The following is an 18975-nucleotide window of genomic DNA, read 5'->3' as shown; positions in this document are numbered from 1 at the left end:
TGGAATCATGGGAGGGACTTATGATGTATAAAGCAGTCGTATTTGATTTTGATGGTACGATTATAGATACTGAAAAACATTTATTTGAAATTATAAATAAACATTTGAATCAGTACGATTTACAAGAAATTACGTTAGATTTCTACAGGCAGTCAATAGGCGGTGCAGCCACTGAATTACATGAATATTTAGAAGAACAGCTAGGTTTAGCTCGAAAACAAATGATATACGAAGAACATAATAAAACAAGTAAATATTTGCCAATAGTAGCTGACATGCATGAACTCATGAAATATTGTAAACAACGTCACATACCGATGGCGATTGCTACAAGCAGCTATAGGAAAGATATTATGCCAACATTTGAACAGTTAGAATTAGAGACATTTATTGACGTGGTAGTTGGGCGTGAAGATGTAGAGGACATTAAACCTAACCCTGACCCATATTTAACAGCTGTACAACATTTGAATTATAATCCAGTAAATTGTTTAGCAATTGAAGATTCAGTCAATGGTGCGACTGCTGCAATACGTGCAGGTTTAGATGTTATTGTGAATACTAATGAGATGACACAATTTCAAGATTTTAGCGAAATCAGCTATGTTGGTAAAGATTTAACTGCTGATAAAATCATAGCCAGTTTTTTTGAAAAAGGTGGCAAATAACATATGAATGTTTATATCTTATTATTTTTCCTAAGTGGACCTTTAATACTAGCCCTTGGCAATTTAGTATTAGGACCGATATTTAATAAAAAAATTCCGTTTAAGGTGCAATTTAGGTCTTTTATGGCTGGAACAATGGTGTATTTGTTAGGTGCAGCATTATTGTATTATTTTGTGTTGCGCTCTCAATTATAAGTAAAAAGCAGGGCATGCGTCAGTTTAGCGCATGTCCTGCTTTTGAAATCTGTTAGATTAGTTTAAAAATTAAAGTTACAACTACAAGTACTAATAATATTGCATCTATACCAACCATTAAAGCGAAACGAGGATTCTTTTCTCCAGTTTCTTTAGATTTTCTGACAGCTTTTAAGTTAGGAATTAAACTTACTATTAATAATATTAATATGATAACACCTAAAACAATACTCACGATTGATCACCACCATGTCTATTTTTGGCAAGCCACTCCCAAATATATCCAGCGAGAATACCTAAGATGAGACCGACGATTATGCCTACCTTCAGTGCGGAAAATAAGGCACTTACAATTAAAGAAATAAGTAATGCTATAGGAATTGTAACCCCGAACTTATACTTTCTTTCAGGAGAATTAACGATGGAAAAGAGAGCGTAGTATAAGATACCAAATACAACGATAACAAGTATACTTTTAAATATTAATTGCATAATCGAGCTATCAGAGCTACTAAAATAATTTAAAACGAAAAACAATACACCAAAAATAACAGATAACGTAAGTGTACGTTTCATTAACTGTTGATTCATAAATAACTCCTTTGAATTAAAATCTCAAGAGAATTATAACACAAAATAACCTATAATCAGTGATTTATCGATTTCGCAAAGTTTCACTGTCATATTGGTGATGATCATTTAAATAAGCATAAAATAGTCCAAGGATTAAACCGCCACCGATGTAGTTACCAATGCCAGCACCTAATAAGTTGACGACAGCAGGTATCAATGACAATGTATTGCTTTGATATATGAGTCCACCTGCGAAAAGAACGGAATTATAAACAACGTGCTCATAACCCATAAATGCAAAAATAGACACACCAAACATCATGACAAACATTTTTGCTAAAATATCATCGATTTGCATAGCGATAACTAAAGAAATATTGATAAAAAAGTTAGCAAAAATGCCTTTGATGAGGATAGCAAAAAAGCCTGCAGTCAATGTTTTGTGTTCAATGGTAGCTTCAAGTTGCGCAAACATTTCTGGTGTCATTACGTCGGAACCGCGTAATATAAGGAAAAATATGACACCACCTAACACATTACCTATGAAACACAAGGTAAAAATTTTTAATACGCGAATTGGATTTATGACGCGATAGTAGAGTCCAACTGTAAAATACATAAAATTACTCGTCAACAATTCTGAATTGGTAAAGAGAATTAATACGAGGGCGAAGCTAAATGCAACAGACGCTATTAAATTTGTAGCTCCAGCAGGTATTTGTGCATCCAATGAAGCTCTTATTAGTAATACAAAGACAGTAATTACACCTAAAATAAAACCAGCCATAATTGCACGAAGTAAATAACGTTTGAAATAAAAACTTTGAAGTACGTCCTTGGTTCTAATAGTATCGACTACATGATTAATCCAAGCTTTACCATAAAAAACTTTATCCCATTTTATGTTCTTTTCATTCAATGTTTTGTCCTCACTTTCTTGGAATAAGCATAAGTATACTATGATATCTTTGCTTTGTGAATAAATTCACAAAAAATACTAAAGTAGTGATTCAATGAGGTATAGAAGAAAGCTAAATAAAGCACTATTTTCACAAAATATTTAGGATATTCTTAACTTAAGCTTAGTTATCTCAATAATAAGTTTAAAATTAAATCTTAAACTTAAAGTAAAGTGATATACTAAAACAATGCATTTGCAAAATAAAATTAATCAATTAATAAAAAAGACTTTGCTTTTTATTCTAAAATCGCATACAATTAGTTACGGGAAATGTAAGCCCTTACAAAAACCAAAATAATTGTTTTAATTTTTTGAATTTATAGTATAATAACGACATAATAAGTGAATTTACAATTACTTATATTTGAATGAGATGGGGTTTGAAAGATGAATGAGAATAACGAATTACAAAGGGGACTAGGTGCACGTCAAATGCGTATGATTGCACTAGGTGGAACAATTGGTGTAGGTCTCTTTATGGGAGCGACAAGTACTATAAAATGGACTGGGCCATCCGTAATATTTGCATATTTAATTGCAGGTATTTTCTTATTTTTAGTTATGAGAGCAATGGGAGAAATGGTTTATTTACATCCAACTTCAGGTTCTTTTGCTAACTTTGCAAGTGATTACATACATCCGGTAGCAGGTTATTTAACGGCATGGAGTAATATATTCCAGTGGGTAGTAGTTGGTATGAGTGAGGTAATAGCAGTTGGAGAATATATGAACTATTGGTTCCCAGACTTACCTCAATGGATTCCAGGTGTTATTGTAGTTTTATTATTAGCAGGTGCGAACTTAGTATCTGTAAAAGCATTTGGTGAGTTTGAATTTTGGTTTGCAATGATTAAAGTAGTAACAATTATATTAATGATTGTTGCTGGTTTCGGATTAATTTTCTTTGGGCTTGGAAACGGTGGCGAAGCAATTGGACTTTCTAATTTATGGTCACATGGTGGATTCTTCCCGAATGGTTGGGTAGGTTTCTTCTTTGCACTTTCAATTGTTATCGGTTCATACCAAGGTGTGGAACTTATCGGTATTACAGCTGGTGAAACTAAAGATCCACAGAAAAATATTAAGAGTGCAGTAAATGGTGTTATCTGGCGTATACTAATTTTCTATATTGGTGCGATTTTCGTAATCGTAACTGTTTATCCTTGGGATGAGTTAGGTAATATCGGTAGTCCATTCGTAGCAACATTTGCTAAAGTAGGTATTACATTTGCAGCTGGTCTCATCAACTTTGTAGTGTTAACTGCAGCGATGTCAGGTTGTAACTCAGGTATCTTTAGTGCAAGTCGTATGACGTTGAATTTATCTCAAAAAGGTATGTTGCCTAAATTCTTTACGAAAGTAATGAAAAATGGTGTGCCAGTATGGACAGTAGTAGCAATCGCAGTAGGTATCTTAATCGGTGCATTATTAAATGTAATTCTACCTTTATTTATTAAAGGTGCTGATAGTGTATTCGTTTATGTATATAGTGCATCTATATTACCTGGTATGGTACCGTGGTTTATGATATTAATCAGTCATTTGAGATTTAGAAAAAATCATCCTGAAGAAATTGAAGGGCACCCTTTCAAAATGCCAGGTGGTGCGTTCACGAACTACATTACAATGGCATTCTTTATCATGGTATTGATTGGTATGTTATTTAATAAAGAAACTGTAGTTTCTGTAGTAATTGGTATCGTATTCTTATCATTTATGACGCTGTTCTTTTTTATTAAAGGCTATCATAAATTAAGCAAAGATCAACAACTTTAAAAATTTATAAGATATGAGGACTTATCCAGTTAATGGATGAGTCCTTTTTTGATGAAAATACGCATTTATTCGATTATATTTACAAGTCTTATCGTATTAAGCTATTTGAATTCAATGATTTCTTTATAGTCTATTCATAATTTGCTAATGCTTAGTTTACAAAAAATTAACGTTATTAAAATGTTCACTCAAAACTCGTGATTTAAACTAGATATGTAGCATGATAATACATATTTTAAAGGAGTTATTAATTTATGAAAATCTTCAATAGGTTAGCAACTATTTCTGTAGCAAGTGCAATTGTGGCTGGAACTGCATTGGGGAGTGCACAACCAACGTTTGCGTCTGGTGGTGTAGAAACAGCGAATCAAAATGATAACGTATCCTATATGGGAAATACTAAGAATCCTAAAAATGTCATCTTTTTAGTTGGTGATGGTATGGGTCCTTCATATAACGCAGCATACCGTTATTTTGCAGATAAACCAGAAACAAAAGAAATGGACAAGACAGCATTTGATAACTTTTTAGTAGGGAACCAACGTACGAATCCTAAAGATCCAAAAGAAAATGTTACAGATTCTGCAGCAGGTGCTACAGCGTTTAGCTCAGGACATAAAACATATAATGGTGCAATAGGTGTCGATGAAAACAAACAAAAAGTTAAAACTGTATTAGAGCAAGCTAAAGAAAATGGTAAATCTACAGGACTTGTATCTACAGCAGAAATTACCGATGCAACACCTGCAGCATATGCGTCACATGTTGACCATCGTGACAAAAAAGATGAAATTGCACAACAATTTTACAATGACAGAATCAATGGCCAACATAAAGTAGATGTATTACTTGGTGGTGGTGCAGAGTATTTTGGTAAAGAAAATGGCGATTTAACGAAGAAATTCAAAAAAGATGGTTATGATGTGGTGAAAAATAAATCACAAATGCAAAATTCTAAGAGTAACCAAATATTAGGTTTGTTTGCAGATAATGACATGCCTCTACAAATTGATGCTCCTAAAAAGAATCCAAAACTAGTTGATATGACAGATACTGCAATCAATAAATTGAAACAAAATCAAAAAGGTTTCTTCTTAATGGTAGAAGGTGCTTCAATTGATAAATCTGGTCACCCGAATGATATTACTGGTGTAATGTCGGAGATGCAAGGTTTCGAAAAAGCGTTTGATTATGCAACAACATATGCAAAAGAAAACCCAGATACACTTATCGTCGCTACTGCTGACCATTCAACAGGTGGTTTATCAATTGCAAAAGGTAAAGATTATGTTTGGAACCCAGACGCAATTCATTCAATGAAACATTCTGGTGCATACATGACTAAACAAATTGCAAGTGGTAAAGATGCAGCTAAGGTTATCAAAGATGGTTATGGTTTCGAAGTGAAACAAGACCAAATTGATAAAATCAATGAAGAAGCTAAGAAAGTAAGAAAACTTGATGAAGAAGACAAAGCATATAAAGATGCATATCAAAAACTTCAAGATGCTGTTCAAAAACCAATTAATGATGAATCTAATACAGGTTGGACAACTTACGGTCATACAGGGGAAGACGTAAATACTTACGCATTTGGTCCTGGTAGTGACAAATTCCACGGCAATATTGATAACACAGATAATGCTAAAAATATCTTTGATTTTTTCCAAAATAACCAACAATAATCAAATGAGTACTGACAGACCGGGACAATCATTTTGTCTCGGTTCTTCTATACTAAAATATGTAATTAAAAAAGACACTTTCGTTCGTATGGCATACAATGCCATATCTTAGTACGAAAGTGTCTTTTTTAATAGATGTATTAATGTTTAAAGCGGATATTTGAAAGATGTTTGCGATAATTATCGAGTGCCATTTTAGATTGTGTAATGGAATCCAAAGCACTTTGATAATTTAAGGCGATATAACGGTAATATAATATATCTACTGTAAATAGTTGAGCAAACAAAGATGTTGTCGCTGCCATGCGTAATTCATTTTCATCAGTTTGACCATAAATGATAGTATAATCAGATATTTTAGCAACCGGATTATCATTTGAACTAGAGATTGTGATTATAGGCACACTATAATCTGAAGCAACTTTCGCCATTGATTGCATTTCACTATGATTGCCTTGATTAGTTACAAAAATAATACAGTCGCGCTCATCATGTGTTGCTAATGTTGACATGAATAAATGTGTTTCTTGTATAAGTCGCACATTGAGTCCAATGCGTGATAATTTTTGAAATAAATCCGTCACAATAACAAGAGACGCGCCATAGCCAAAAAGAAAAATAGTACGTGAACGTTTCATAGTATCACAAATATGATCAATACATTGATCGTCAATGTGATTGGAGACAAAGTTCATTGTGTCTGTGGCACGAGACAGCATCTTGTTTTTAAGTGTTGTCACAGATTCATTATCAACGAGTTCAAGATGACTATTGTTAATAGCATCATCTGGCATATAGCGTGAAATTGCTATTTTAAGGTCTTGAAATCCCTTGTCTGTAATCTTTTTACTAAATCTTACGATAGAAGCTGTACTAGTATCTATTTCGTTTGATAAGTCTTGGACAGACATATTTATGATTTTATGTGGTGTATTTAATATAAAATCTGCTATCTTCTTTTCGCTTTTGGTTAATTGTTTATAATTACTGTCAATTTTATAGAGTACGTTGGTCATAATTAATCACCTAAAGTATCAGATTCTCGCATTGTCTTGGTTGTCCCAAAGAGATAGGTGAATGCGAAGCCACCTGCATATGCTGCGATTAGTCCTGCAATGTAGCCTAAATACATATGATCTGAAATCAATGGCAATAGTGAAATTCCACTTGGACCAATTGCTGTTGAACCAATATGTCCGATGCCGCCAATAACAGCGCCTCCGATACCACCACCAATACATGCAGTGATAAATGGTTTGCCTAGAGGTAAAGTGACACCATAAATTAAAGGTTCGCCAATCCCTAAAAATCCGATTGGTAGTGCACCTTTAATGGTATCTCTTAATGTCGTATTCTTACGACATCTTACCCAAAGTGCAAGAGCAGCACCTACTTGTCCAGCTCCAGCCATAGCAGCAATTGGAAGTAAGTATGTCGCGCCTGTTTGATTAATCATCTCTATATGAATAGGCGTAAACATATGATGTAATCCTAACATAACTAATGGTAGGAAGAATGCCCCAATAATAAATCCACTAAAAACGCCCCCAATATCAATGATGCCATTGATGACATGTACAAGTCCATCAGAAACAAATCCTGCTAAAGGCATAAAGATAAAGATAGTTAATAAGCCGATGATCAATAATGTGATGGTTGGTGTAACTATGATATCAACCGCATTTGGAACAACTTTATGTAGACGTTTTTCAACGATACTTAGTAACCAAACTGCGAAGATGACACCGATAATTCCACCTTGACCAGGTTGAAGGGGTTCACCAGTAAAAATATTGGTAATCATATTTTTATCTGTTAGTCCCGTCAATAATGTAGTACCACCAATAACGCCACCTAAACCAGGAGTTGCTCCGAATTCTTTTGCAGCGTTAATACCAGTGAATATAGCAAGGTAAGCGAGCATTCCATCTTTAATAACGCCGAAGACAGTAACAAGTTGTGTAATCCAGTCTCCTGAGATAGTGCCAGCGGTTAATAGGTTATTTAACACTGCAGCAATACCACCAATCAAACCGGCACCTATAAATGCTGGAATGAGTGGTATGAAAATATTAGCGATAGTTTTTAGTAATTTATTAAATTTTCCACGCTTTTGCTTGTTTTGGAATTCATATTTGTTTTTCTGTGCTTGTGCTTCAGCGTTTGCACGATAATTTTTTGAATGATGTGTAATTGTTTCACCTAGACCGACACCACTCAATGTTGACATATGTGCTGCAACTTTATTGACGGTTCCAGGGCCGACAACAACTTGAAGTCGTTCATCTTTAACAACACCCATAACGCCTTGTATTGATTTTAGTTGTTCGTAATTCACTTTGCCTTCATCAATCAGTTTAATTCTAACTCGTGTCATACAATTGATGATACTTTCAATATTTTCCATACCACCGACAGCTTCAATAATATTTTCGGCTAATACTTGTTCTTTTGTCATGCAATGACCTCCTTTGATTAATGATAGATATTTATTCGTTTTATTTTCAAAATGAATTAAAACTGAATGGCTTTTTTGATGATGTTATCATTATCATTCAGTCTTGTTACTGCTTCTGATTTGCCAATATTACATATATGCATAACGACAGCGACTTTTAAATTCTGGTCAGCAGCGTTATACAGTTGTTGAGCCTCTGTAAATGTCGTATCACATATATCTTGAATAATTCGTATTGAACGATCGACTAGTTTTTCATTTGAGGCTTTAACATCAACCATCAGGTTACCATAAACTTTACCTACACCAACCATAGTTAAAGTAGAAATCATGTTAAGGATGAGCTTTTGAGCAGTGCCTGACTTCAAACGTGTGGATCCGGTTAATACTTCTGGACCTACATTCACTTCGATTGGATACTGTGCTAATTGGCTGATTTCTGTATGAGTATTACATGAGATAGAGACTGTATGTGCATCTACCGAAGTTGCGTATTTTAAACCGCCTTTTACATAAGGAGTTCTACCACTGGCAGCTATACCGATGACCACATCATTATGATTGAGATGTAACTGTGCTAAATCACTTTGTGCAAGAGATTCGCTATCTTCAGCGCCTTCGACTGCAACGGTCATAGCCTTTTGTCCACCAGCAATTAAGCCAATGATTTCATCTGGAGTTGTATTAAATGTAGGTACGCATTCTGCTGCATCAAGTACGCCTAAACGGCCACTCGTGCCTGCACCAATATAAACTATACGGCCGCCAAGGTTAAACTGTTTCGTTGTCATATGTATGACATCAGCTAGTTGAGGTAAGATGGATTTTATTTGCTGAGGTACTTTTTGGTCTTCAGCATTCATTGTTTCTAAAGCTTCAAGAATCGTCATTTCATCTAATTGCATTGTGGCGTCATTTCTTGCTTCTGTAATTGAATTGTTCATAGTTCAACTCCTAGAAATTATATTAAATTCAAATGTATCATTCGGACGTAAACATTCAAGCAGTGGTAAATCATGCGTCTCGACATGACCTACAATATTGACATGTGGATGTTGTGGTAATGGTTGTTTAATCAATTGTAATTCACCTTGGTAACGACCATTGAGCTGATTATCAATGGTTATGTCACCGTACGTTCGCATACGGATGTAGTTAGGCTGTAGACTAAATTGACAATAATGACGTGATTCTTGTGAGCGTATCACATGTTCAGGATTGTCCACGCGTACAGTGTGCTGATATTGTAAAATATATTCACACTGTTGATCATATAAATCAATCGCTAACTTGAAGTGCCTGTCTCTTAAAGCTGCTATTAATTTTTGCGCTTGCTCTGCTTCAAAGTATGGATCTCCAATTAAGACGTGTTGCGTATGATGATCTAGTAATAATTGTCCACTAACAATAGGGTGTATGTCGCGGGTTGCTTCAATCGTTGGAAGGCCTTTATAAAGTGGTCCTCTCTTTGTTGTACCAACAATAAACCCATATATGTCAGCATTGTGGTTATATTTTAAAATGAGTCTATTCTGTGAATTAACATACGAAGCGGTTAAGCCTGTATCTGGTCGAGGATAGTAATTATGACAATAACATAAGCGTTGGAAATCATTTAATTGCGCTTTGAGTTGACAGAGTAATGATTCGGATAAAATACTTGCATTTAAACAACATTGAAAACCGTTGTCGACAATTTCACGAATAATTTCAATAGAAGTACTGTGGTCAATACGAATAATAAATGCAGCAGATGTATATTGTTTTAAAAATTGAAAGAAAGAACGATTGAGTAGTGAAGGATTGATATCAATCATATAGGTAAGCGAATCGTTTGATAAATAGTCTAAAAGTTCTCCTAAATAGCTATATTTAGTACTTTCATCTTCTTCCGGTATTTGAACCGAAGTGAAAATCGTTGAATACCCCAAATCAACCATTTGCCTGATATATGTTTTGTTTATTGGTTTTCCTAAGTAAATTGAGAAGCCATGCATAGATATCACTCCCTTATTCCATGATCTGTAATCGGTTTCATTGTACAATACATGAAATACTATTACAATTTCAAATTTCTTAAATGTATAAATAGTAATATTGTTACAGAAAATATAAAAGTTGTTGATGAATGCGAAGCAATCTATGTTGAATGGTATCAATATGTTTAGTGGTATTGCCAACAGTCAATTCGTCGATAGGGTTATCAATTTGTTCAGAAAGAAATACGTAATAATTATAGTGAAAGAGTGACATATGTCTGAGGTTCAAATCATTAAAAGCATTATACTCTGATTCAACAAATGTATGAACAGCGGTTTTATATTGTGGTTTATGCCTATGATTTGTGACATAACCGAATTTAAATACTTCTATTAAATTGATGAGTTTAGCAATACGTTTTTCTAAATCGTGGAGTTCTAGCTGATACATATAATCTTCCTTTCATTGAGGATATTTCGATGCAATATGTAATTATAGGTTAAGAGGCAAATCAAATTACTTTTTATTTGGAAGTTTGGAAAATTAAGTAGATAAGGTAAAAGTTGGAAAGTGTAATAGGATGTGTCCAAAGTGGGTTATTTAACTTTCTATACTATAAATTAGAGTAGCTAACGAGAAGAGGAGGACAGCTTAATGTTCTAAAAATCCAACTGAAGACTAGAGCTCAGTTGGATTTGAAAATTGCTGGTAATTATTAACGGTAATGTCTTGCGTCTTAATTGTCTTGCCAAATGAGTATGAAATATCATGTATATCAACAATTGGTATTTCATTCGTCTTGCCAAGTCCAATTTCAAAAATAACAGCTTTCCATAGACCTTCTTCGCAAAGTAAGCCAATAAAAATTACATTTTCGGTTACGATAGTTGAATGATTAGCGTATTCCATCGCCATGACATTTCTTTCGGTACAATAGATAAGTATATCTGAAAAAATATTTGGTAAATTTGCGTGTTCACTATGATCAAATTTAATATAACGATCTAGTTTTTTTAACGAACGCCTCATTTTGGTATATGGTAAATTTAAACATTTTTTTATAATTGCATTAATTTCTTCTTTATAAGGTAATGTCGAATAAGATTGACTTTCGTTGAGTACGAGAAATAAGGCGGACAGTTGGTGCTCAGTTAACTCTATTTCATAACTATTCGGTGCTTCTTGTAATTGATAACCACCAAGTTTACCGTGTTTTGCAAGGATTTTAACGCCTTGATCTTCTAAATCCTGGATATCACGTAAAATTGTACGTTTCGAAACATTTAAGTCTGTTGCCAATTCTGACGCGGTAATTTGTCTATTCTCTTGAATGGCTAAGACAAGTTTGTTTTGTCTTTCGCGTTTATTCATTTAGAAAGTCACCTCCCGAATGATTACATATTACATTTATTATATCATAAAAGTGACAATGACGACATTTAGAACAAGAAATTTGAATTTTTTAAAGAAAACGCTTACATTATTGCGTGTCATATGTTAATATAGATTTAGTAACAAGGGGATAGCGAATAGATGGCAAAGGGGTAGGCTATTACATATAGTTTTGTTTACATCTATTTGTTCGAGTTACGAATCAAACATCTTCAATATTTATTACTTACTTTCCTTTCTATTTAACCGATTAGCGACGCTAATCGGTTTTATTTTATTCGGTACAAAAATGAGCGATATTAAATAATGTTATATGATAAAATAAAACAAATTATACATAATAGTTTTTCAATATTTATATAAACAAAGAGGTGTAACTTAAATGGAAAGAACGCAATTAATGCAAATAGATGATGCTGTTAATGCATGGCTTGAAACACTTGATGAAATTATCCCCAAGCTCATAAATGATATGGTTACGACTACTAAGCAAAATAGATTTGACTTAGTTACAAATGTAGACAAGACAATTCAGCAACATTTCGAACGATTTTTGAATCAACATTTTCCAAGCCATCAGTTGTTTGCCGAGGAAAAATTGAACAATGACATAAATGCTAAACAAGGACATGTTTGGATAATGGATCCTATTGATGGTACGACGAATTTAGTTAAGCAGCAAGAAGACTATTGTATTATACTTGGGTATTTTGTTAATGGAGAACCAGTATTATCTTACATATATGACTACCCTCATGGCCAACTCTATAAAGCCATAAAAGGATATGGTGCATATGTTAATGGCAAAACGTTACACGAACCAGAAATGCTTGAATTGAAAGATGCGATTGTCTCATATAATCCTTTAGTGATTAACGATGCCACGATTAGCGATTTGAATGCAGCAACTTTCGGTTATAGATGTATTGGTTCATGTGGATTGGATTCTATGAGAGTTGTTAAAGGACAATTTGGTGCACATGTTAACACAAATCCTAAGCCTTGGGATATTGCAGCTCAGTTTTTATTTGCTAGTGAATTAGGTTTGAAAATGACTTCCTTAAATAATGAACCGTTAGATTTTTCAACGGCGGGTCCATTTATTATTAGTAATAAGGGTTGCCATGCTGACATGTTAGCAATCTTGAATGCAGGCGATGGCTATAAGAAATATTAAGTTAATAACTTTTATTAATTAAAAAAAGAATAGGTCTAAAGCACTATGTCATAAATTTTTTATTACTATATAATGTAATATTAAATAGAGTATAAAATTGAATAAAGAAATGGAGAATGATAATAGTGAATCGTTCTGATAAAAAAAGAAAGATGGGTTTACCAGCTAAAATCTTTTTATGGTTTTTTGGAATCTTAGCGTTGTTAGCATTAGTTGCAGTTATTTATTTAGGATTTAAAATTTTCTCAGTTGGGGGAGCGATACACAATCCTTTAAATAGAGATAAATCTGAACTTAGAGATAAAAAAGTGAATTTAAATGATGGTGATCCTTTTACGATTGCATTGTTTGGTGTCGATTCAGATGCTAAAAGAGCAGCTGATGGTGGTGGACAACGTAGTGATACCATTATGGTGTTATCAGTAAATCCGGAAAAGAAAACAACTGAAATTGTGAGTATTCCGAGAGATACACAAGCTGATATCGTAGGTAAAGGGACAACAGAGAAAATCAACCATGCTTATGCATATGGTGGTCCTGATATGGCAGTGAAATCTGTTGAAAAATTATTGAATGTACCAATCGATCATTATGCAACTATAGATATGGATGGTATGAAAGACATGATTGATACATTTGGTGGCATTACAGTAACAAGTAATGCAACATTCTCATTCCATGGTTATCACTTCACACAAGGTGAAAAGACTGAAATGGACGGTAATGAAGCGATGGCGTTTATTAGAAGTCGTAAAGAAGATGGTGCGGGTGGAGACTTTGGTAGACAAGAACGTCAACAACTTGTAATTCAAGGTTTAGCAAATAAATTAACAGGCATAAGCTCTGTAACACATTTTAATGCTTTGATGAATCATGTTGAAGATAATGTGAAAACAGATTTAACTATCGGTGAATTAAACACAGTAAGAAGTAATTATAAAAATGCGAACGACAATGTTCATAGACATCAACTAGATGGTCAAGGTGGCATTCAAGACGATGGATTGTACTATTTCGTACCAAGTGAAAGCTCACTGAGCGAAATTGAATCTAGTATTAAAGACAACTTAGGAATTTAATTTTTAAAGACTCTGTAAATTGCGTTTCGCAAATACAGAGTCTTTTTCTAATGCAGTGATTAAAGGTAACTACTATATAATAATTAATGAACAGTGCAAATTAAATATGGAACTATTTAATTAAAAGTGGGTAAATATAATAGAAAACCTTAACATTTCTTCAAAATACCTATACAATATAAAGTAACATTATCTTGAAAAAGTGTGGGGCTTTTTAGATGTAATGTTATCAAACATCTTAAGAAGTTAAATGCATGGGCAAAACAAATATAAAAGCAGGGGTGAAGAAGATGCAAGAACATTTAATTGTCTCATTAGATGGCAAAGATTATCTTGTTGAACCTGGAACAAATTTATTAGAATTTATTAAATCTCAAGATACGTTTGTTCCTTCAATATGTTATAACGAATCACTTGGTCCAATTCAAACATGTGATACATGTACAGTGGAAATTGATGGTCAAATGCAACGCGCATGTAGTACAACAATCGACAAACCAATGATTGTACATACTCAAAATGACAAAGTACAAACGAGTCAAAAAGAAGCATTAGATCGTATCTTAGAGAAACACATGTTATATTGTACAGTTTGTGATTATAACAACGGAGATTGTGAAATTCACAATACAATGGATCAGTGGGGCTTAGAACATCAAACATACGAATATAAAGAGAAACCATATGAAAAAGATTACGGTCCATTTTATCGTTATGATCCAAACCAATGTATCTTATGTGGTCGTTGTGTAGAAGTATGTCAAGATGTGCAAGTTAACGAAACGTTGACTATAGACTGGGAACGCCAACAACCACGTGTTATATGGGATAATGATACTTCAATCAATGACTCATCATGTGTTGGATGTGGCCAATGTGCAACTGTTTGTCCATGTAACGCAATGATGGAAGTCAATATGGAAGGTAACGCTGGTTATATGACAGACTTAGAACCAGGTTCATTAGCGGCGATGATTGATTTAACGAAAAAAGCGGAACCAGGATACGGTCCGTTATTTGCAGTTTCAGACTCAGAAGCGGCTATGCGTGAAGAACGTATCGAAAAAACAAAAACTGTATGTACATACTGTGGTGTGGGTTGTTCTTTCGATGTTTGGACAAAAGATAGAGAAGTATTAAAAGTTCAACCTCAACATGAATCACCTGCCAATAAAATTTCTTCATGTGTGAAAGGGAAATTTGGTTGGGATTATGTTGATTCAGATGAACGTTTAACGAAGCCTTTAGTACGTAAAAATGGACAGTTTGAAGAAGTAGAATGGGAAGAAGCATTAAGTGTTGTTGCGGATAATTTTAATAAGGTTAAAGCATCACATGGTTCTGATGGCTTAGCGTTCATCTCTTCTTCAAAAGCTACGAATGAAGAATCTTACTTAATGCAGAAATTGGCTAGACAGGTCATTGGTACAAACAACGTGGATAACTGTTCACGTTATTGTCAAGCACCAGCAACAAAAGGTCTATTCAGAACTGTTGGTCATGGTGGCGATTCAGGTTCTATAGAAGATCTTGAAATTGCTGATATGGTTGTATTAATTGGAACAAATACTGCAGAAGCACATCCTGTTATTGCATCTCGTATTAAACGTGGACATAAATTATATAACAATACGCTCAATGTATTCGACATTCGTAAGCATGAAATGGCTGAGCGTGCAGACAACTTTTATCAACCGAAACCAGGTACTGATTTAGTTTGGTTATCTGCAGTGACAAAGTATATTATTGATAATGACTTACATGACAAAGCATTTATTGATGAGTGGGTAAATAGTTTTGATGAATATTATAAATCATTAGAACCTTATACAATGGCATTTGCCGAAGAAACTACAGGTATTGCTCAAGAAGCGTTAATTGATTTTGCACATCAAGTTGCAGATGCGAAATCTGTTTCAATTGCTTGGGCGATGGGCGTAACGCAACAAGATATTGGTAGTGATACGTCAACTGCAATTTCTAATTTATTGTTAGCTACAGGAAACTATAGAAAACCAGGTTCTGGTGCATATCCACTACGTGGACATAATAACGTTCAAGGCTGTAGTGATATGGGTAGTATGCCTGATCAATTCCCAGGCTACCAAAAAGTTGTAGATGACGAAATTAGAGCTAAATTCGAACGTGAATATGGCGAAGCATTACCAAGCAAAGTTGGTAGAGATAATCATCAAATGATGGAAGGCATACACGAAGGTGAAATCGATTCCTTATACCTATATGGTGAAGATACGGGAATTGTCGATTCTAATATCAACTATGTACAAGCAGCATTAGAGAAAGTTGGATTTTTAGTTGTTCAAGATGAGTTCTTTACGTTCACAGCAACGTTTGCAGATGTTGTGTTACCAGCAAGTCCTTCACTTGAAAAAACTGGAACATTTACCAATACAGAGCGTCGTATCCAACGTTTATATCAAGCTTTAGAGCCTAAAGGCGATTCTAAACCTGACTGGGAAATTATCCAAGCAGTAGCCAAATCATTAGGATATGATTGGGGCTACACACATCCAAGTGAAATAATGGATGAAATTGCTAGAGTTACACCACTTTATTCAGGTGTAAGTTACGACAGACTTGAAGGGTATAATAGTTTGCAATGGCCAGTTGCTGAAGATGGTACAGATGAGCCAACGCTATATCTTAATGGATTTAATTTTGAAGATAAAAAAGCGAATTTCTATCCACTGACATTTGATAACTTCTTTAAAGTAAATGAAGAGTATGACTTACATGTAAATAATGGTCGTTTACTTGAACATTTCCATGAAGGTAATATGACTTATAAAGTACCTGGACTTGAATACAAAGTGCCGAATGCTTTCGTTGAAGTATCACCAGAACTTGCCGAAGATAGAGGGATTCATGAAGGTGCTGAAATTAAATTGATTTCGGAAACTGGAGAAGTAGAACTCGTTGCTCACGTAACAGATAGAGTAAAAGGCAAAGAAATTTATATTCCATTAAATAATAATGCGATGGCAAATGGTGATCATGGTGCAATTAATCTATTAACAAATAGTGATGTAGATAAAGATACGGATACACCATCTTATAAACGTACAAGTTGTCGTATGGAAGTGAAAACACGTAGAGGTAAATCGCCGTTAAATCCTACAAACTTCCGTGTGAATAAGCAACGTCAACCACAGTATAGTGTACGTGTTGAAGATAAATGGAAACGTGAAGATTACACATTCCCAGGAAGTCAGGTGAATAAATAATGGCTGAAAGAATAACGAATATTAAACGTATGCACAAATCAGAGGAGCAAGTTAAACAAGAGAGTTTAGCAGAAGTAACCGATGCAATTGCAGCGAACAAGGATAGTATTCTAAAAGCAATCAATCTTATTAATACTTTAGATGATGCGAAAATTTTAGATGCAATGTCTGGTGCAGTTAAGAGTAGAGGCGTTATTGCGAATAAATTCTCTGTAGAGTTAAACAAAGAGCAGTATACTGGATTAATTTCGAACATGGCCTCCTTGGTATTCTTACTTGGCGATTTAGATGTTGATGATTTAACGACGATGTTGAATAAAGTTAACAAAGGACTTAGTGTTGCGAATAAAGCGAATCCTAATCAAAAAACATCTATTACTGGTTTAATGAGTATCTTAAAAGATGACGAAATGAATCGTAGCTTAACGTATATGCTAAATATGTTAAGAGGTATGTCGAGAGATTCTTAAATTGAATATTAAGTTCAAGGTTTTTAAATAGTTTTATAATTAAAAAAGCGGTATATGTATTTGAGTGAGTTTTAGAAAACAAATGTAATGCATTTGTTTTCTGACTCACTCTTTTTGTTGTTTGAAAAATGACATATTGAATCCATGACAAATGTGATACAATTTCTATTATTGGAGTTAAATTTATACTAAGTTTAGAGCAAGGAGTGGAAGGCGTATCAATCCGAAAATAATAAAAATCATGGCTATCATCTCGAATGTATTTTTACTCATTGGCATTGTACTGTTAGCAACGATGCATATGGTAATGGCAATAACGATGTTTGTTGTTTCCTTAGCGATTAGTTTAATGATATTTAACACGCTATTTAGAGATAGAAAAGCAATGAAAATTATAATTAATGTTTCATTTGTAATTGTCCTCATCGCTATCATTATTGCGTATATTACGTTAACCAAATAGCAAAAATTAAGGAGATTCCACATAATGAATGACAATATCAAACGTAAAATGCCATTGTTTATAATTATCCTCATTGCTATGATATTTGCTGTGTTATTCATAATTAATGAAACACATCTTTTTGATAATCAAAAAACACATACTTTTAATGAAGCGGTAGAGAAACAAGTTGGAGCAGGTACATTAAATATGACAGAGAAAGATGGTCAATTTGTAGAAGCGTCAAAGACTGATGTGAAAAATGCAATGGCTGTCGACAGTGATAAAGGCAACTTAAATCATATGGATATTTCGGAAAAAGTACCTATGTCTGAACAAGAGCTCAATGACATGTTGAAAGATAAAGGGATTTTAAAAGGCAAAGGTAAGACATTTTTAAAAGCGCAAGATAAATATGAAGTTAATGTTATTTATCTTGTAAGTCATGCTTTAGTTGAGACGGGCAATGGTAAATCTGAACTGGCAAAAGGTATCGAAGACAAAGGTAAGAAATATTATAATTTTTATGGCATTGGCGCATTTGACGAGAATGCTGTTCATACAGGTAGTAGCTATGCTAAAAAACAATCTTGGACTTCACCAGAGAAAGCGATTATGGGTGGTGCGAAATTTGTCAGAAATAATTATTTTGAAAATAAGCAACTCTCGTTATACCAAATGAGGTGGCATCCGTCATCTCCCGGAGAACATCAATATGCTAGTGATATTGAATGGGATGAGAATATCGCTACATTTATGAAGTTGTACTATGATAAACTTGGTATTAAGAAAGATCATGTTAACAAAGATTATTACTTATAGTGAATATATGATAATGCAACATGCGGATAGATTGAAGTAATACATTAAGACA

The 18975-nt window shown here is 33.9% G+C and carries 19 protein-coding genes; 10 read left to right on the top strand and 9 right to left on the bottom strand.

Annotated features, from left to right (window positions below; genetic code table 11):
- The first annotated feature begins 23 nt into the window (after positions 1-23).
- The gene (locus BJS11_RS05520; protein ID WP_069995175.1) at positions 24-668 is read left to right on the top strand and encodes an HAD family hydrolase; all 645 of its coding nucleotides are present in this window, start codon (positions 24-26) and stop codon (positions 666-668) included.
- Positions 669-671: 3 nt separating this feature from the next.
- Positions 672-863, top strand: a complete 192-nt coding sequence (locus BJS11_RS05515) for a hypothetical protein (protein ID WP_069995176.1) — start codon at positions 672-674, stop codon at positions 861-863.
- A 52-nt stretch (positions 864-915) separates the two neighbouring features.
- On the opposite strand, the gene BJS11_RS05510 is transcribed toward BJS11_RS05515, so the two are convergent.
- From BJS11_RS05510 to BJS11_RS05500, 3 genes are all read right to left on the bottom strand, one after another.
- On the bottom strand, positions 916-1098 hold the full coding sequence (locus BJS11_RS05510; protein WP_069995177.1) for a hypothetical protein: 183 nt from the start codon (positions 1096-1098) through the stop codon (positions 916-918).
- Positions 1095-1454 (bottom strand): hypothetical protein, encoded by a 360-nt coding sequence (locus BJS11_RS05505; RefSeq protein WP_069995178.1) that lies wholly within the window; start codon positions 1452-1454, stop codon positions 1095-1097. The genes BJS11_RS05510 and BJS11_RS05505 overlap by 4 nt, the downstream gene beginning before the upstream one ends.
- Positions 1455-1518: 64 nt before the next feature.
- A complete protein-coding gene (locus BJS11_RS05500; RefSeq protein WP_069995179.1) occupies positions 1519-2355 on the bottom strand; it encodes a formate/nitrite transporter family protein in 837 nt (278 codons plus the stop codon).
- A gap of 429 nt (positions 2356-2784) precedes the next feature.
- On the opposite strand from BJS11_RS05500, the gene BJS11_RS05495 reads away from it, so the two are divergent.
- Positions 2785-4173 carry an amino acid permease gene (locus BJS11_RS05495; RefSeq protein ID WP_069995180.1) on the top strand — a complete coding sequence of 463 codons (1389 nt, stop codon included), beginning with the start codon at positions 2785-2787 and terminating at the stop codon, positions 4171-4173.
- 254 nt (positions 4174-4427) lie between these two features.
- Positions 4428-5858: an alkaline phosphatase gene (locus BJS11_RS05490; protein ID WP_069995181.1), complete on the top strand. Its 1431-nt coding sequence runs from the start codon at positions 4428-4430 to the stop codon at positions 5856-5858.
- 140 nt (positions 5859-5998) lie between these two features.
- Here BJS11_RS05490 and BJS11_RS05485 read toward each other — a convergent pair whose 3' ends face one another.
- From BJS11_RS05485 to BJS11_RS05460, 6 genes are all read right to left on the bottom strand, one after another.
- On the bottom strand, positions 5999-6874 hold the full coding sequence (locus tag BJS11_RS05485) for a MurR/RpiR family transcriptional regulator (RefSeq protein WP_069995182.1): 876 nt from the start codon (positions 6872-6874) through the stop codon (positions 5999-6001).
- 2 nt (positions 6875-6876) lie between these two features.
- Positions 6877-8316, bottom strand: coding sequence for a PTS transporter subunit EIIC (locus tag BJS11_RS05480; RefSeq protein ID WP_069995183.1), 1440 nt, complete (start codon positions 8314-8316; stop codon positions 6877-6879).
- 56 nt (positions 8317-8372) lie between these two features.
- Positions 8373-9260, bottom strand: a complete 888-nt coding sequence (gene murQ / locus BJS11_RS05475; RefSeq protein WP_069995184.1) for an N-acetylmuramic acid 6-phosphate etherase — start codon at positions 9258-9260, stop codon at positions 8373-8375.
- A 3-nt stretch (positions 9261-9263) separates the two neighbouring features.
- Positions 9264-10313 carry a MupG family TIM beta-alpha barrel fold protein gene (locus tag BJS11_RS05470; protein ID WP_069995185.1) on the bottom strand — a complete coding sequence of 350 codons (1050 nt, stop codon included), beginning with the start codon at positions 10311-10313 and terminating at the stop codon, positions 9264-9266.
- A gap of 103 nt (positions 10314-10416) precedes the next feature.
- Positions 10417-10746: a hypothetical protein gene (locus tag BJS11_RS05465; RefSeq protein ID WP_069995186.1), complete on the bottom strand. Its 330-nt coding sequence runs from the start codon at positions 10744-10746 to the stop codon at positions 10417-10419.
- A gap of 228 nt (positions 10747-10974) precedes the next feature.
- Positions 10975-11667 (bottom strand): helix-turn-helix transcriptional regulator, encoded by a 693-nt coding sequence (locus BJS11_RS05460; RefSeq protein ID WP_069995187.1) that lies wholly within the window; start codon positions 11665-11667, stop codon positions 10975-10977.
- 403 nt (positions 11668-12070) lie between these two features.
- On the opposite strand from BJS11_RS05460, the gene BJS11_RS05455 reads away from it, so the two are divergent.
- The 6 genes from BJS11_RS05455 (at position 12071) to BJS11_RS05430 (ending at position 18923) form a co-directional block, all read left to right on the top strand.
- The gene (locus tag BJS11_RS05455; protein ID WP_069995188.1) at positions 12071-12865 is read left to right on the top strand and encodes an inositol monophosphatase family protein; all 795 of its coding nucleotides are present in this window, start codon (positions 12071-12073) and stop codon (positions 12863-12865) included.
- Positions 12866-12981: 116 nt separating this feature from the next.
- Positions 12982-13944: an LCP family glycopolymer transferase gene (locus BJS11_RS05450; RefSeq protein ID WP_167351809.1), complete on the top strand. Its 963-nt coding sequence runs from the start codon at positions 12982-12984 to the stop codon at positions 13942-13944.
- A 290-nt stretch (positions 13945-14234) separates the two neighbouring features.
- A complete protein-coding gene (gene fdhF / locus BJS11_RS05445; protein WP_070014065.1) occupies positions 14235-17189 on the top strand; it encodes a formate dehydrogenase subunit alpha in 2955 nt (984 codons plus the stop codon).
- Complete coding sequence (locus BJS11_RS05440) at positions 17189-17659, top strand: helical membrane plugin domain-containing protein (protein ID WP_069995190.1); 471 nt, start codon at positions 17189-17191, stop codon at positions 17657-17659. The genes fdhF and BJS11_RS05440 overlap by 1 nt, the downstream gene beginning before the upstream one ends.
- Before the next feature lie 241 nt (positions 17660-17900).
- On the top strand, positions 17901-18122 hold the full coding sequence (locus tag BJS11_RS05435; protein ID WP_069995191.1) for a hypothetical protein: 222 nt from the start codon (positions 17901-17903) through the stop codon (positions 18120-18122).
- Positions 18123-18146: 24 nt separating this feature from the next.
- Complete coding sequence (locus BJS11_RS05430) at positions 18147-18923, top strand: N-acetylglucosaminidase (RefSeq protein WP_069995192.1); 777 nt, start codon at positions 18147-18149, stop codon at positions 18921-18923.
- Positions 18924-18975: the final 52 nt, after the last annotated feature.

The organism is Staphylococcus caeli (assembly GCF_900097965.1).
GTDB classification, from domain to species: Bacteria; Bacillota; Bacilli; order Staphylococcales; family Staphylococcaceae; genus Staphylococcus; species Staphylococcus caeli.
The sequence above is the reverse complement of the archived record's forward strand: the minus strand, read 5'-3'. Positions and strand labels throughout refer to the sequence as shown.